Annotated in this window: 11 protein-coding genes; 7 read left to right on the plus strand and 4 right to left on the minus strand. The window is 42.0% G+C overall.

The window, feature by feature from the left end; genetic code table 11:
• Positions 1-28 precede the first annotated feature (28 nt).
• Both H5200_RS03230 and H5200_RS03235 read right to left on the minus strand, forming a co-directional pair.
• Positions 29-2,866 (minus strand): TonB-dependent receptor, encoded by a 2,838-nt coding sequence (locus H5200_RS03230; protein WP_145240087.1) that lies wholly within the window; start codon positions 2,864-2,866, stop codon positions 29-31.
• Between the two features lie 96 nt (positions 2,867-2,962).
• Positions 2,963-4,336: a Gfo/Idh/MocA family protein gene (locus tag H5200_RS03235; RefSeq protein WP_182760936.1), complete on the minus strand. Its 1,374-nt coding sequence runs from the start codon at positions 4,334-4,336 to the stop codon at positions 2,963-2,965.
• Between the two features lie 263 nt (positions 4,337-4,599).
• Here H5200_RS03235 and agaR point away from each other — a divergent pair, with 263 nt between their 5' ends.
• The 7 genes from agaR to H5200_RS03270 all read left to right on the plus strand — a co-directional run bounded on the left by agaR (position 4,600) and on the right by H5200_RS03270 (position 13,014).
• Positions 4,600-5,370 carry a transcriptional repressor AgaR gene (agaR, locus tag H5200_RS03240; RefSeq protein ID WP_145240083.1) on the plus strand — a complete coding sequence of 257 codons (771 nt, stop codon included), beginning with the start codon at positions 4,600-4,602 and terminating at the stop codon, positions 5,368-5,370.
• Between the two features lie 42 nt (positions 5,371-5,412).
• Complete coding sequence (locus H5200_RS03245) at positions 5,413-6,696, plus strand: D-tagatose-bisphosphate aldolase, class II, non-catalytic subunit (RefSeq protein ID WP_182760937.1); 1,284 nt, start codon at positions 5,413-5,415, stop codon at positions 6,694-6,696.
• A 17-nt stretch (positions 6,697-6,713) separates the two neighbouring features.
• On the plus strand, positions 6,714-7,850 hold the full coding sequence (locus H5200_RS03250; protein WP_182760938.1) for an SIS domain-containing protein: 1,137 nt from the start codon (positions 6,714-6,716) through the stop codon (positions 7,848-7,850).
• Positions 7,843-8,772: an ROK family protein gene (locus H5200_RS03255; RefSeq protein ID WP_145240076.1), complete on the plus strand. Its 930-nt coding sequence runs from the start codon at positions 7,843-7,845 to the stop codon at positions 8,770-8,772. Before H5200_RS03250 ends, H5200_RS03255 begins: the two co-directional genes overlap by 8 nt.
• Entirely contained in the window at positions 8,769-9,932 is a 1,164-nt protein-coding gene (gene nagA / locus H5200_RS03260; protein ID WP_182760939.1) for an N-acetylglucosamine-6-phosphate deacetylase, read from the plus strand. The genes H5200_RS03255 and nagA overlap by 4 nt, the downstream gene beginning before the upstream one ends.
• A gap of 165 nt (positions 9,933-10,097) precedes the next feature.
• The gene (gene fusA / locus H5200_RS03265; protein ID WP_182760940.1) at positions 10,098-12,182 is read left to right on the plus strand and encodes an elongation factor G; all 2,085 of its coding nucleotides are present in this window, start codon (positions 10,098-10,100) and stop codon (positions 12,180-12,182) included.
• A gap of 400 nt (positions 12,183-12,582) precedes the next feature.
• Complete coding sequence (locus H5200_RS03270; protein WP_182760941.1) at positions 12,583-13,014, plus strand: hypothetical protein; 432 nt, start codon at positions 12,583-12,585, stop codon at positions 13,012-13,014.
• Positions 13,015-13,092: 78 nt separating this feature from the next.
• Here H5200_RS03270 and H5200_RS03275 read toward each other — a convergent pair whose 3' ends face one another.
• Entirely contained in the window at positions 13,093-15,834 is a 2,742-nt protein-coding gene (locus H5200_RS03275) for an ExeM/NucH family extracellular endonuclease (protein ID WP_182760942.1), read from the minus strand.
• A gap of 142 nt (positions 15,835-15,976) precedes the next feature.
• Positions 15,977-16,984, minus strand: a complete 1,008-nt coding sequence (hemB, locus tag H5200_RS03280) for a porphobilinogen synthase (protein ID WP_182717501.1) — start codon at positions 16,982-16,984, stop codon at positions 15,977-15,979.
• Positions 16,985-16,992: the final 8 nt, after the last annotated feature.

A 16,992-nucleotide genomic window follows, 5' to 3' on the forward strand; every position in this document is an offset into this window, starting at 1 on the left:
TGCATCTTGAGGTGGTGTGGGTATAAGCTTAAAATGATGCTGAAAAGCCAAGGCTAATCGAGCGACCATAGCGCGCTAAGCGACGAATTTGTTCTTCTGTTTTTACGTATGACCACTGTCTTTCATTGGTTAAGTTGGTTACGCTTAAATCAACTCGCACTTTCTCAGTGATATTGTAACTGGCACTGAAATCGTATTGGCCGTAGTCTGCCGCCCATTCTGGTCCGCCCCATGCATCAGGATAGACTAAGTAGTCGTCGCGCCAGTTATAAGCAATACGGGTTTGATAATCACCTTTTTCATAATAAATAACCGCGTTATACGAGTGCTCAGACATCCCCACAAATGGCAGATCATTTAGCTCTTCGTCGTCATAGCTGCTGTCTGTGAAAGTATAGTTTATTTGTACACCCAGGCCATCGAATGGTGCTGGAAGTATTTCGTCAAAAGACTGCTGATAAGCTGTTTCAAAGCCTAAAATTGTTGCGCCTTTTTCCGATGTAGGTGAGATTTTTGTAAAAACTGGGCCTTCTACAGCCACTCCATCTTTAAAATAATTACCCACTTGCGCAGTGCCTACTCGGCCGCGGGCAATCACTGATTCTATGTCTTTATAGTAGGCTGCAAAGGTTAGTGCACCATAGTCAGAGAAATACCATTCAATCGTCGTATCTATTTGATTGGCTCTTAGTGGCTTAATACCCGGGTTTGAGGCATGGTATTCGGCATTATTAAAATCTAAGTAGCTATAAGGCGATAGATAATCTAAGTTTGGCCGTGTGATTACTTTAGCCGCACTAAAACGATAGAGTAAGTCATCACGTAGATGCAATTTAAAGTTTAAGCTCGGTAGTACGTCGGTGTAGCTTTCTTCAGTGGTGGAGCGGGTGTAATAATCTTCAATTTCACCCTCAACGCGATAGCTTAATGCGCCATCTTTTTCGGTTATATTGTAACGAACATTATCAACATCAAAGATGTAACCATCTGATGTGACATCGGTTTGTATTACACGGACGCCCATGTTTAGTGCAAAAGGCAGTTTAGCAATATCGCCTTGTAGATTTGCTTCAACAAAAGCCGCTAAGGTCTGCTCAGTAAGGGCGAATGAATCCTTTGGGCTGTTCTTTGCGACAATTTTATCTTGCGCCGCTTGTGGATTAATTGATTCATAAAAAGCATACAGTTTGTCGTAATTAAAGCTTGCCCATGGATCCGGATGTTTACCAGGCTCACCATCTAAGAAGTTATCAAAGTTAGCTGGCACGAGTACATCTGCTGGTAAACGAAATAGGTTTAAGCCGCCTAGCTCTTCAACACTTGAGTCGTCAAAACTGTCGTATTCTGAGTTTTTAAAATAAGCGCCACCATTACTGAACATTGATGCATTTTTTGATTTATAAACACTGCGTTCTTTGGTTTGTTTGCCGTAATGAACGCCAAATTGAATATCTTTCACTAGTTCAAAAGAGGGAATATAGGTTGCTGCTAAGCGCACCTCTTCTATTTGGTCTTTCACATCGGTGCCTGAATTGTAGCTGTAATGCGCACCAAAAGGTTGTTCTGCACTCAGTGCTGGGGTCATGGTCACATCTGGCAGCATATTACTACCGGTTTGGTCGATAGTGATACCATCAACAAAACCACGTGCAACAATAAAACGATTGTTACCATTGCTGACATTTTTAGCTTGTGACTGTGAAATATCTAAATCAACCGTTAAGCTCTCTGTGGCATACCAAACCGTATTAAAACCCCATTGCCAAGTATCTGTATTACGTGGCACAGACACATTTAACAGCTCAGCCATTGCGCCATCAACTAGTTCTACATAATTAGCATTACCATCTTCATTGAACTTTACTTCACCGATAGCGGGGATCCCCGGTGTCCAAGATTCATCATAGGTTACAAATGAAATTTGATATTGCTCACCATTGGTTTCGTATTGTGAGTACATGCTGTCAAAGTTAACATCTATACTATCTGACGGGCGCCATTGCAGCGCTAAGCTTGCACCCAGTCGCTCACGCGTATCCTGCCAATTTGAATAACGTACATAGCCTGGAATAATCGATGGGTATGATTGCTCATTATCTTCAAGCTTGCCGTTACCGTTACTATCGATTGGGATACGTACATCAACATTCTCGTCTGGATCATAAAAACCTTCACCTTCATAAGAGTCTTCACGCTGTGTACGTTCAGAATATACCGCTGTAAACAGCGCTCCAAAGGTATTATCAAAAAAGGTATCACTAATTAAAAACGAAGCTTGTGGATTGGTGTCGCCAGTACGTTCTTCATAAATGCCTTTGGCACTGCCTGATAAAGTGAAACCATCTAAATCCAAAGGTTTGCGGGTTTTGATATTGATAACTGAGCCAATGCCGCCTTCTTGTGTTTTACTTTGTGGGGATTTGTATACTTCGAGGGATTGGACTATTTCGGGGGCGATTAAATCAAAATTAAAGTTACGGCTAGAATGCTCTGATGCCATGCGTCGGCCATTAACGGTGGTAACGTTGTAGTCACCACCTAAACCTCGCACGGTAACATTTTGGCCCTCGCCGCCGTTACGCGTAATTGCAATCCCCGTCATCCGTTGCAATGCCTCGGCAATGTTTTGGTCGGGAAACTTACCGATATCTTCAGCAACGATAGCATCCATAACCCCCACAGCTTGTTGTTTTAAATACAGGGATTCTTTAATACTCGAGCGAACACCTCTAACTTCAATTACTTCGACTTGCTCTGCTTCGGCTTCTTTTTCTTTTTTTTTGTCTTCATCAGCTGCCAGCGAGGTGCCACTGAAGATGGCGCTCATAGACAAAAACAGTGTGGACAGTTTTAGTTGTGCTTTCATAATAGTTACCTGTATTTTACTTGTTGATGGTTGTTTTTTTATTGAGTTATTGCCACGCGTGTTGAGTGTATTTTTCTCCAACACGCGTGAGGTTAATTACGAAATAATGCCAAGTGGTTTTGCTTGCTGCCAAAGACCACGGGTGAAATCTGGGAAGTCTTTGCTGTTACTTCTATCGGCTACAGAATCAACAGATAGCGGGAAAACAGCTGACCATGCGGCTGCGTCATACACATCTTGATCAAGTGGTTCGCCATTGCGTAGGCAAAAAATAATCCGCCAAAACATCAAGAAGTCCATGCCACCATGGCCGCCGTTGCGTTCAGCCTCAGCGCCCATTTTTTGCCAGAGCGGATGATCGTATTTGTTATACCAATCAGCCATGTCGTAATCCCACTCGTGATAGCTTTTACTGCCACCTTGCTCAAGTGCGATCCTATTTGGAAAGCCAGCAAACACACCGTTAGTGCCTTGAATTAAGTTATGACGAGAATAAGGGCGAGGGGTGGTGGTATCGTGTTGCACCATAATGCTGCGACCTTTAACCGTTTTAATAATGCTGGTATTCATATCACCCGCAATATAGTTAAGTTTGTTGCGGCTATGATCTGCGGGGAATTCTTTTTTAGCGTAGGCTGCACGGCCTAATGATGGCGAGCTCATCGAGCTTATATAGTCAAAACGATCGCCACGATTGATATTCATGTATTGTGAAACAGGGCCTAAGCCATGAGTTGGGTATAAATTACCATTAACTGCTGCATGCCATGGTGTACGCCAAGAACCTGTTTTATGGTCAATTTCTTTCATTTGCCAGCGTAGCTCATGGATATATGCTGCTTCACCATGCAACAATTCACCAAAAACGCCTTGGCGAACCATATTAAGAACCATTAATTCGTCGCGTCCGTAGCAAACATTTTCCAACATCATGCAGTTTTTCTGAGTTCGCTCAGAGGTGTTTACTAGTTGCCATGCCTCTTCTACAGTCACTGCTGCTGGTACTTCAACAAAAGCATGCTTGCCGCTTTCCATGGTATCGACAGCCATCGGCGTATGCCACTGCCATGGTGTTGAAATAATAACAATATCAATATCTTGGCGTTCTAGCATACGGCGGTAATCGTGATCGTTTTTGCCATAGGTGTCTGGTTTTTTTAAACCTTTATCAACAACAATCTTCACGGCCCTGTCTACAACGGCCTGATGGGTATCACAAATTGCTTTAATTTCAACGCCATCGAGATGACAAAAATGCTTAACAGCACCAACACCACGTTCACCCACGCCAATAAAACCAACCCTTACTACGTCCATTTTTGGCACAGTTAAGCCAAGGGTTGAACGTCCTTGTTGTGCGGTTCTTAATATCGATTTGGAATTGGTGGTAGAAGCACAACCCAAAGCCGCGCTGGTTGCTGCAATTGCGGCCATTGATTGTAAAAATCGTCTACGGTTGAGATCGCCCATAACATTGCCCTTATTGTTTATTATTTGTAAATTTGTTTTCGCAGGCTTTTATTTGTACACACAACAAAATGTCAATGCAAGATAAAAATCTTTCGTTTGCTTTCATTTTAAAGGGTGTTGTTTTTATTTTTTATTTTAAAGTCTTTATTTACAGTGGCTTAATTGCGTTTTTTAATGTTTAAAGATAAATGTAAAAAAATTGAATTGAAAGTAAACGAAAGCTGCGTACAATGAATGAAAGTTAACAATGAAAGAGAGCGGACATGCTTAACACTATCGAAAGGCGTCATGAGATTGTGCAATTGGTCTACAAACAAGAGCGGGTGCAGGTTCCTGAGTTGGCTCAGTTGTTTGGTGTTTCAACGGTAACTATCCGTAACGACTTAAATGAGTTGGATGAAAAAGGATTGTTGGTACGGTCCCGTGGTGGTGCAGTTGCCAGTAATCGCTTAACTCAAGAATTATCATTAAAAGAAAAACACGATGCAAATCGCGGTATTAAAGAGCGCTTAGGTAAATTTGCAGCGAGTCTAATTAAGGATGGTGAATCGATTATTTTAGACTCAGGGACAACAACTGAAGAAGTCGCTAAAAATCTAACCAGCCACCACGGCGTAGTTGTCATGACCAATGGCTTAAATGTGGCGCACTCACTACTTAATGCGCCATCGGTTGAAGTGTTAATGACTGGTGGCACGCTACGTAAAAAATCACTGTCATTTTATGGCCGCCAAGCTGAACAGCACTTACAACAATATCACTTTGATAAGTTAATTTTGGGTGTTGATGGCTTTGAAAAAGATATTGGTATTACAACGCACTTTGAGCTTGAAGCTCTGCTAAATCGGGTGATGTGTGAAGTATCGCGAGAGATCATAGTAGTAACAGATTCTAGTAAATTTAATCGTAAAGGCGTGCATAAAATTATTGCCGCCAGTGAAATAAACGTACTGGTTACAGACAGTGGAATTCCAGCAGAGATAAAAACCGCGCTCGAAGATGCAGGTGTGCGGTTACATATTCTCGATCTTTAACTTTCATAACTAAACAAAGATTATCTAACGAAGAGGCTTGCAATGACGATATTACAGCAATTAATCGCAGCGAATAAACGCGGTGAAAAACAGGGTATTTATGCCGTTTGTTCGGCTCATCCATTGGTGCTAGAAGCTGCCATATTGCAAGCCAAACAAGATAATAGTTATTTATTAATCGAAGCAACCGCTAATCAGGTCAATCAGTTTGGTGGTTATACGGGTATGTTACCTGCTGATTTTATGGCATTTATTGAGCAGCTGGCGACAAAGCAAGAGTTTGCAATTGATAAGCTGATCCTTGGCGGTGACCATTTAGGCCCTGTGTGTTGGTGTGATGAAAGCGCTGAATCGGCGATGCAAAAAGCTGAGCAGTTGATCGCCAGTTATGTTGGTGCAGGATTCAAAAAAATTCACTTAGACACCAGTATGCGCTGCGCCGATGATGAATTAATTTTAGCAGATGAAACAGTTGCAACACGTGCGGCGCAGTTGTGTGCAGTGGCTGAACAAACAGCATTAGATACCTTTGGTCGCAGTGACTTAGTTTATGTTATTGGTACTGAGGTGCCGCCGCCCGGTGGTGCCGATGAGCAAATAGATACGCTTGCAGTCACAGAAACTGACCATGTTGCTAGTACATTGGCATTGCATCACGATGCATTTTTACAGCAGGGGTTATCATCGGCATGGCAGCGAGTAGTTGGCTTGGTTGTACAGCCAGGTGTGGAATTCGATAACACGCAAGTATTTGATTATGATAGCACTAAAGCGCAACAGCTAAAGCAATATATAAAGGCCGTTGATGGCATTGCCTTTGAAGCACATTCAACTGATTATCAAACGCCCATCGCGTATCAACAATTAGTAAATGATCATTTTGCGATTTTGAAAGTGGGCCCAGAGCTTACCTTTGCTTTGCGTGAGGCATTATTTGCATTAAGCCATATTGAAGATGCGCTAATAGACACTGAGCAATGTTCACATATACGCACTGTTATTGATGCTGATATGCAGCAGTTTCCGAAAAATTGGCAGCGTTTTTATCAAGTTGATAAATCAGTGCAGCAACTTTATCGTCGCTTTAGTTTTAGTGACCGAATCCGTTATTACTGGGGACAACAAGGCAATCAAGCTGCCGTTGATAAGCTATTTAGTAATTTACAAAAACAACCGATACCACTGCCGTTACTAAGCCAATATATGCCATTGCAGTATCTTGCAGTGCGAAATAACACCCTGCAAAACAGCCCTAAATCTTTGGTACTTCATCACATAATGCAAGTAACCAGTCGCTACGCAGATGCGTGTTTTAAACAACAATAGACGTAAGTGAGGTAGTAATGTCTAGTTATTTAGCAATTGATGAAACCCTTTTAGAAGCTAAAAATAGTTTATGGACTGCAAAAGAAATTATGCAGCAGCCCGATTGTTGGCGAGCAACGCTCAGTATTGTAAAAGCTGCACGAGCGCAGCTAGATAGTTGGCTTGCGGGCATATTAGATAAGCCAAATGCGCAAATAATTTTTACCGGTGCCGGTACCTCAGCTTATGTTGGTGAGGCGGTTGTTGGTTACTTGAATCAACAATTGGATATTGCTTGTCGAAGTGTTAGTAGTACAGAGCTTGTTGCCTGCCCAGAGCAGTATTTACAGCCAAATAAGTCAACTTTATTAGTGTCATTTGCACGCTCTGGCAATAGTCCTGAAAGTGTTGCCGCTGTTGATGTAGTGAATAACTATGTAAAACACTGCGCGCATCTATTTATTACTTGTAACCCCGATGGAGCACTGCATAAACAAGCAGCGCAAGATGAAAACTATTTCTCGTTATTGATGCCTACGCAAACACTTGATCACAGCTTCGCTATGACCAGTAGTTTTACCTCAATGTTGGTGGCAAGTGTGGCAATATTTAGTGATGCAGATAACGCTGTTTTAACTATTGCAGAAGCGGTTGAAAAAAATATTGCTGGAAAATTAGCTGAACTAAAAGCATTGGCTGAACTGCCTATGCATCGCTTAGTGTATTTAGGCGCAGGATCCTTAAAAGGCTATGCGCAAGAATCAGCATTAAAATTATTAGAATTAAGTGCGGGTCAAGTTATGGGGTATTTTGAATCCCCGCTTGGTTTTCGTCACGGCCCAAAATCATTGGTTGATGATAAAACCTTAATTATTTTATTTGGCTCAACTAATACCTATACCAAGCAGTACGATATTGATTTGTTGAATGAGTTACGTAGCGATAATAAAGCTATTGATGTTCATGCCTTGGCGCTGCCAGATGACGCGGTGATGCAGCAATTAGACGATGTATTTAATGGCTTATATTATATGGTCTGCGCGCAAATAATGTCGTTCTATAAAGCGTGGCAATTAGGCATTACAGTAGATAACCCATGCCCAACTGGTGAAGTAAACCGAGTGGTGCAAGGGGTGACGATTTACCCGCTAAAACAAGGTGATATTAATGACTAAGCAGTATATTTATGGCATTGATATTGGCGGTAGTAAAATTGAACTTGCTGTATTTGACGCATCATTAAAGCAACTTGAATCATGGCGCATTGCGACTCCGCAAAATAGTTATCAAGACTTTCTAAATGCGTTAGTAGGTATGATTTTAAGTGCCGATCATAAATATCAATGTCACGGTGCGGTCGGTATTGGTATGCCTGGCATTGTTAATGCGAACCAACAAGTACTGTCGGCTAACGTGCCTCATGCGACCGGTAAAAATGCCGCGCAAGATTTAGCTCAGTTAATAAATCGCCCGGTTGCGATCGAAAACGATTGCCGCTGTTTTGCACTCTCAGAAGCGCGCAGCAGCGTTGGCTTGCAACATACCCGGGTGTTCGGTGCAATTCTTGGTACTGGTGCGGGTGGTGGGCTGTGTATTGATGGTCAATTGTATAAAAGCGCCCAGGGAATTGCAGGTGAATACGGTCATTACGCACTTTCTGCAGTGTTACAGCAGAAGTACCAGTTACCTATTTTAAAATGTGGCTGTGGTTTAACAGGGTGCATTGAAAGTTATATTGCAGGCCCTGGCTTGGCGAGAATTTACCAGCACTTTTCTGGCGAAGTATTAACTACTTTTGAAATTGTTGAAGGGTTGAGAAAAGGCGACGTATTTTGCCAACAAAGCTTTGCCTGTTATTTGGATTTAATTGGCAGTACTTTTGCGGCAATTATTATGGCCTATGACCCTGAGGTGATTGTAGTTGGTGGCGGTATGTCTTTAGTTGATGAACTAATGAGCAAGCTTGAAGAGGCAATCGTACCGTATGTATTTGCTGATATTCGGGTGCCAAAAATAGTGCTTGCTGAATTTGGCGATGCCAGTGGCGCTCGCGGTGCCGCTATTTTGGCCAAAGAACAAGTGGGAGCGCTGGCATGATTGGATCCGTGTTTTACGTCAAAGCTGATGTAATTTATTGTCAAGAACGAGTACTTAAAAATCACTTCATGTTAGTTGAAAATGGCATTATTAGTCATTTTACGCAAAACCCTACAGCCGGTGTGCCTATTGATGATTATGGTAATGCTGCAATTATTCCAGGCTTAATTGATTTACACATTCATGGTCGCGAAGGTTGTGATGTGATTGATTGTAAAATGAGTAGTATTGAAACGATTTCATGCTCACTTGCAGAGCATGGCGTGACAGGCTTTTTAGCAACGACTGTGACCACCGATTGGCAACAAACACTTAATGCTATGAGTGTAATTGGTCAGGCATACACGCAGCAACCTAGCGGTGCACAGGTGCTAGGTGGCTATAGTGAGGGCCTGTTTTTCAGTGAAGTTCATAAAGGCGCGCACAATCAAGATTACTTTTTAGAGCTATCGCAGTCGCATCTAGAAGCGATGATTAATGCAGCCAATGGCAGCTTAAAAGTGGTTGCGTTGGCGCCAGAAAAGCCCGGAGCCAATGCGTTAATCAAGTTTCTTACCGAGCAAGGTATTAGAGTGATGTTGGGGCATTGTGATGCCAATTATGAACAAACTCAAAGCGCGCTTGAGCATGGCGCATGCGGTGGGGTGCATGTTTTTAATGGGATGCGTGGCATTCATCATCGTGATCCAGGTTGTGCCGGCGCGGTATTGATGAATGATGACGCATTTGTTGAAGTGATTGCAGATGGTGTACATCTTCATCCTACAATTTTAAAGCTGATCTATAAGCTAAAAGGTCCACAAAAAATAGCTTTGATCAGTGATTGTATCAATGCCGGTGGACTAAATGATGGTGAGTATAAATTGGGTAAAATGGATGTTGTTGTGCAACAAGGTGTGGCGAGAACTGCCTCCGGCTCGTTAGCTGGCAGCACTTTAACGCTTGAGCAAGCAGTTAAAAATATGCATCAATTAGGCAGTGTAGAGCTACGTGAGGCGATAAATATGGCCAGCATTGTGCCCGCGCAATTTCTTAATATTGCCAGCCAAGTTGGTTCTTTAGCGGAAGGTAAGCATGCGAATTTTGCTATTTTAAACAGCGATTTTAGTATTCAGGCGACTTATGTGAAGGGTCAGCGGTGCTTTTTTAAAAGTGCATAAAATGGCTAAAGCGCTCGGCTTTAGTGTGGCTATGCGCTTCAAAACCCATAGAAAGTAAAATATTATAAAATTGATTGCATTTTAAGCGACTTCTATGGTGATGTTCGCATTAAGTAATGCTATACTCCCGCCGAATAATTTTTCGACTTTATTAAGAGTAAAATAATGGCAGATTTATCGAAGTACAGAAACATTGGTATTTTCGCGCACGTTGATGCGGGTAAGACCACGACTACTGAGCGTATCCTAAAGCTTACTGGTCAAATCCATAAAACTGGTGAGGTTCATGATGGTGAATCAACAACTGACTTCATGGAACAAGAAGCTGAGCGCGGTATTACTATCCAGTCTGCGGCTGTAAGCTGTTTCTGGAAAGATCACCGTTTTAACGTTATCGATACTCCTGGACACGTTGACTTCACTGTTGAAGTTTACCGTTCACTTAAAGTACTTGATGGCGGCATCGGTGTATTCTGTGGTTCTGGTGGTGTTGAGCCACAATCAGAAACTAACTGGCGTTATGCTAACGAATCAGAAGTTGCACGTGTTATTTTCGTAAATAAATTAGACCGTATGGGTGCTGATTTTTATCGTGTAACTGAGCAAGTACGTAAAGTACTTGGCGCAAACCCACTAATCATGACTCTTCCAATCGGTATTGAAGATGAATTCTGTGGTGTTGTTGATGTTTTAACCAAAAAAGCATACATCTGGGATGAAACTGGTCTTCCAGAAAACTATGAAATCACAGACGTTCCTGCAGACATGGTAGACAAAGTAGACGAATACTATGAAATGCTTGTTGAAACTGCTGTAGAGCAAGACGACGACCTAATGGAAGCGTACATGGAAGGTGAAGCACCTTCTTTAGAAGATATCAAGCGTTGTATCCGTAAAGGTACTCGTGACCTTGCTTTCTTCCCTACATACTGTGGTTCTGCTTTCAAGAACAAAGGTATGCAATTAGTACTTGACGCTGTTGTTGACTACTTACCATCTCCTACAGAAGTTGATCCTCAACCGCTTATGGATGAAGAAGGTAACGAAAACGGCGAGTTTGCAGTTGTATCTGTAGATGAACCATTCAAAGCGTTAGCGTTTAAGATCATGGATGACCGTTTTGGTGCATTAACTTTCGTACGTATTTACTCAGGTAAACTTAATAAGGGTGACACTATCCTTAACGCGTTTACTGGTAAAACTGAGCGTGTTGGCCGTATGGTTGAGATGCAAGCAGACGACCGTAACGAATTAACTAGCGCACAAGCTGGTGACATCATTGCAATCGTAGGTATGAAAAACGTGCAAACTGGTCACACTCTTTGTGATCCTAAGCACCCAGTAACACTTGAGCCAATGGTATTCCCAACTCCAGTAATCTCGATTGCTGTACAGCCTAAAGATAAAGGCGGTAATGAGAAAATGGGTGTTGCTATCGGTAAAATGGTTGCAGAAGATCCATCTTTCCAAGTTGAGACTGATGAAGATTCAGGCGAAACTATCCTTAAAGGTATGGGTGAGCTTCACTTAGATATCAAAGTTGATATCCTTAAGCGTACTTACGGCGTAGACCTTATCGTTGGTCAACCACAGGTTGCTTACCGTGAAACTATCACTCGTGAAATCGAAGATAGCTACACGCATAAGAAACAATCTGGTGGTTCTGGTCAGTTCGGTAAAATCGACTACCGTATCAAGCCAGGCGAAGTTGCTTCAGGCTTCACGTTTAAATCATCAGTTGTTGGTGGTAACGTACCTAAAGAATTCTGGCCTGCAGTTGAGAAAGGCTTCAAGTCAATGATGAGCGAAGGTGTGCTAGCTGGCTTCCCAGTGCTTGACGTTGAAGTTGAACTTTTCGACGGTGGCTTCCATGCCGTGGATTCATCTGCAATCGCATTCGAAATCGCTGCTAAAGGCGCTTTCCGTCAATCGATCCCTAAAGCGGGCGCACAACTTCTTGAGCCAATCATGAAAGTTGACGTGTTCACGCCAGAAGATCACGTTGGTGATGTAATCGGTGACCTTAACCGTCGTCGTGGTATGATGAAAGACCAAGAAGCTGGTTTAACAGGCGTTCGTATTAAAGCTGACGTTCCGTTATCAGAAATGTTCGGTTACATCGGTTCATTACGTACAATGACATCAGGTCGTGGTCAGTTCTCTATGGAGTTCTCACACTATGCACCATGTCCACAAAACGTAGCTGAAACTGTAATCGCTGCAGAAAAAGAGAAAAAAGCTGCTAAGTAATTAGCCTTTAAACTCTTAAAAAAACCCGCACCTGTTGCGGGTTTTTTATTGCCAGAAATATTATCCCTCCAACAATCGAATACTTTTTTGTTGTTATGCTAGCAATGAGTCGTTAGCACTCTTAGTCGCTATTGAAGCAAAGAGTTAAATAATAGAAAAAGAATCAACTATTTATTACTGCAGCTTAAACGTTATTCCACTCATAAGTTGTAGTTTAAAAGCTGGCTGTTTTACTAATTAAACTAGTTATTTATAACTAGGTAAAAAGTAGTGCAATTACTTGAATCTTAGTTACTAATACAGGTAGAATACCCGCTTATGCCACCCATATACGCATATTAGAGAAATGGAAGTCTCTCGAATAAAGAGACATATATGTGTACTTTTTTAGGACGTTTATATGAATGCAATTAAATTGAGCCCAAACTGGCTGTTGCAGTTAGTTATGATACTAACCCTTTGTGCAGTTGCTTTTTTGCTAACAATCATGTTTGCTGTTAATCAGACTTTTTTAGCCCTAATTATTGTTCCTGTTATTTTTATTATCTCAATTTTAAGTATCGCCAACTTGCGTTTTATGCATTGTTATAAAGCGGGTATTTACTACTCTCAAGGGTTAAGTAAAAAATATATTAATGCAGATGAAATTGTTGATATTCAATTTAACTCATTAAAATTACTGACTGTATTATCGGTTTCTTTAGAAAATAACAAAGTAATCCACTTTTATAACTGGCAGTTTGACGAGCAAGCTCAGCAGTCAATTAGGTGTTGGTATAGCAAAAAGAAGAATCGCTGTAATAATTCACAGCATACTGAATGTAATGCATAGAAAAGGCCGCAGTTTAGCGGCCTTTTTACTAATCTGAACTCTGCTGAATAAAGCTATTCAAGCAGAGTTTAGTTTATACTACGCTTTTTTACGGCGCAGGAGTGTTAGTGGTAACGCCAGTAACGTTAACCAAAATAATGAACCTGAGTCATCGTCTTCGTCTTCGTCATCAGTTTCATCATTAGCGATATTAATGTACACAAGCTGCGCATTTGATAAATTACCAGCACTGTCTTTTGCTTGTACCATTAATGTGATTTTTCTTTCAAACTCATAGTCTAAATCACCAGCAACGATTAGTTGTCCTTGCTCATTTATAGTTACTGCATCGTGGCCAGATACAATGAAGCCAATAACGGGTGTGTACTGTGCATCGGCATCACTAAAGCTCAATTGACCAATGACAGTGCCAATATGGCTATTTTCACTGATGTTAAAGCTCTGCTCAGGCTCTAGCACTGGAGCTTGTGGCTCAGGCGTTGGCTCTACAGCAGGGGTAGATTGAATATCAATAATTACAGGGTCATGATCAGAGGCACGATAAGCACTCTCTGAATACAAGCTAGCAACTTGAGAATCAGATTTGAACTCTACGTTATAATCCAGACTAATCGGCTCATCAGCATTGATATGCCAGTCTGTCGCTGCGACAACTTTAGCAAGTAAACTTGGACTAGCAACAGCATGATCTAAGCTACCCATGCGGCCAGAAAAGCTATACGAATAACCAAGAGTGTTACCATCTAATTCTGCGACGACATTTTTAAATCCTTTATCTGCAAATGCACGTATTGGATCTTCCATCGCATAGGCATTCATATCGCCGACTAAAATGATATCTTCATCGTCTACACCGGTTGGCTTGCTATCAAGCCAGTCAGCATAAGCATTGGCACCCGCTACACGGATCTCATTCCAACATGCTTGGCCATCACCTAAATCAGCATTGTTGCCATCAGCACTGCCACAGCTACCTTTGGATTTTAAATGCGCTACAGCAACAGTAAATACTTCTTCTGATTCAAGTGATTTGAAGCTTTGTGCAATAGGTGGGCGGTTACTGTAGTCAAATGGATATTGGGTTGTGATAGCTGCGGTGCCAACTTGTGCGACTTTATTTGCACGGTAGATCAGTGCGGTGGTAATTTCATCAGTACCAATTTTATCTACGTTAAAATTAACAAAGGCGTATTCATTATTGCTATCTTCATCGTTTAACGCATTAACTAGACTAGCAATAGCGCTATTTGCACTGAAACCATCGTTTTCGATTTCCATTAAACCGATAACATCAGCTTCTATAGCAACAAGTGCACTGACAATTTTCGCTTGTTGGCGAATAAATTCAGCTTCACTATCAGCCCCACGACTGGTTGGGAAACCAGCACCTTGGCCATCACCATTGAAGTAGTTAAGCACATTAAAGCTTGCAATCCGAAGATCTGCATCAGCGTGCAGTTCTGGTGCATCTGTACGTGGATTAGTTGCAACAAAAGTTGGTTGTACTGTTGGGTGAATGCGATAGCGATCAAAGCTGTAACCCATTACACCAGTGATTGCGTTCACAGAATCACCTAAACGTAATGTGTTATAAGCGTCTAAGCCAGTACCTGGGTAAGAAACTGGGTCAAGATTTTGTTTCGTTGAACCATCATCAAGTAAGATTTGTTTCTTGATGTTTTCGGCTTCAACAGCGTTAGCAGCATCACCGGGAAGGGCTATTTGTGTACCTTGATATAAACGTTCTGTGGCAAGACCTACTTCACCATAACGGCCTAAACCATAGTTGTTGCTAACGACCAGCGGTTGTTCTAGTGAAACCAGCATGCCTTCATAAGCTTCTAAATCGGCTACATTATTAACAGGGAGAGTGATGCTTGTTGCTGTTGGCGTTAAGCCTGTAGCACATACTTCCACTTGACTAACATCACCAATTTGGGTGGCATTAAAGTATTCAGCAACACTGCCTTTGACGCGCACATGGTCACCAACATTGACATCGGTATCAGCAAAATAAACAAAGACACCTTCAGAAGTAAGTGGGTTTGTATCAATATCTGCATCAAGTGATGTAATAAAGAAGCCACTTAATTGCTCACTACCTTGAAAATCAGCAGTTACCACGCCTTCCAGCTCAATTTCTGTGTTTAATAGAGGGCTATCACCGCCTTCACCTTGTACAGCGCTGATCAAGGTTTTAGCTGCGCCGCATTCTAATGGTACTAACGGCTCCGGTTCTGGCTCGGGATCTGGTTGGTTGTTTTCACCGTGGAAGCCTAGGCCAGAAAAGTCATTTTTATCAAATTGTAGCCATTGTTCACTAGGATCAAACGCGCTAGTTGCATCAGTGCGACCAGAGGTGACATCTGCCTTACGACGTAGAGTCTTATCTTTAGTAGTTACCCCTCCCGCTGTCCAAACTTCTTGCACACCTACCTGTCCAAAACTATCAATAACAGTATCACCGAGCGTAAGTGTGAAAGCGTCATCACCATTAAAGTTAACAGCACCGCTACGTAAATCTGCTTTAGTTGTTAAGTCATCTAAAGCACGGGTGTCCGTTGTTACAATAACAAAAGTACTATCAGCAGCAAGAGAGCCTGACAATTCTTCACTTGTTGAAACTGTATCACTGCCATTTGAATATAAATTAAGGGTATAGCCGTCGAGAGATATAGCTGTTGATGAGGTGTTGTAGATTTCAATTGCTTTATTGTAACCGCCACCTTCAACATATTCTGAAATAATTAGATTAGCTGAGGCTGGTGCACTGAGGCTTGCAATAACAAGCGCCAATGGCGTTATTTTTGTTTTGAACATTATTATTTTTTCCCGTGTATTGTGTCCCGAATGGGACAAACAGTTTAAGGAAAATTTATGACAAAGAAAATACAAAATGTTAATAATATGAAAATAAAAAGGGCGGTGAATCGCCCTTTTCTAAATTAAATATCTATGAGGCTTATCTTTTAAGCAGTTGTGCAGCTTGTTTTGCAAAATAGGTAAGAATACCGTCAGCGCCAGCACGCTTGAAAGCAAGCAATGACTCCATAATCGTGGCTTCTTCAGCAAGCCAGCCATTATCTATCGCCGCTTTATGCATAGCGTATTCGCCACTCACTTGGTAAGCAAAAGTAGGTACACCAAACTCATCTTTAACCCGGCGTACAATATCTAAATAAGGCATACCAGGTTTGACCATCACCATGTCAGCACCTTCTTGTAAATCCAGCGCTACTTCACGAATGGCTTCATCAGAATTAGCAGGGTCCATTTGGTAGGTTTTTTTGTCCGCACCTTTTAAGTTACCAGCAGAGCCGACGGCATCACGAAATGGTCCATAGTAACTTGAGGCATATTTAGCTGAATAAGCCATAATGCGTGTATGAATGTGACCTTCGGCCTCGAGCGCTTCGCGGATCGCGCCAATGCGGCCATCCATCATATCTGAAGGGGCAACAATATCTGCACCCGCTTGTGCATGAGATATCGCTTGTTTAACTAATATTTCAGTCGTGATGTCGTTAATTACATAGCCATTATCGTCGATAATGCCGTCTTGTCCATGCACAGTAAATGGATCAAGCGCCACATCGGTGATTACCCCTAATTCTGGATAGGCTTCTTTGAGTGCGCGTACAGTGCGTTGTGCCAGTGCATCATCATTGTAAGCTTCTTCAGCAAGCAATGATTTTTTGTCCGCAGGGGTGACCGGAAAAATAGCGATTGCAGGAATACCTAATTCAACCAACTCTTTTGCTTCAATCAGCAGTAAGTCAATCGATAAGCGATCTATGCCTGGCATCGATGCAATGGCTTCACGGCGATTGTTACCTTCAAGTACAAATACTGGATAAATTAAGTCATTTACACTGAGTTGATTTTCGGCCATCAAGCGGCGCGAAAAATCATTGCGGCGCATTCTGCGCATGCGAGTATAAGGGAAAAGGTCGAGACCTGATTGGGCCATTATTTGCT

Origin of the sequence: Pseudoalteromonas sp. SG43-7 (assembly GCF_014164295.1) — a bacterium.
Classification (GTDB): domain Bacteria; phylum Pseudomonadota; class Gammaproteobacteria; order Enterobacterales; family Alteromonadaceae; genus Pseudoalteromonas; species Pseudoalteromonas rhizosphaerae.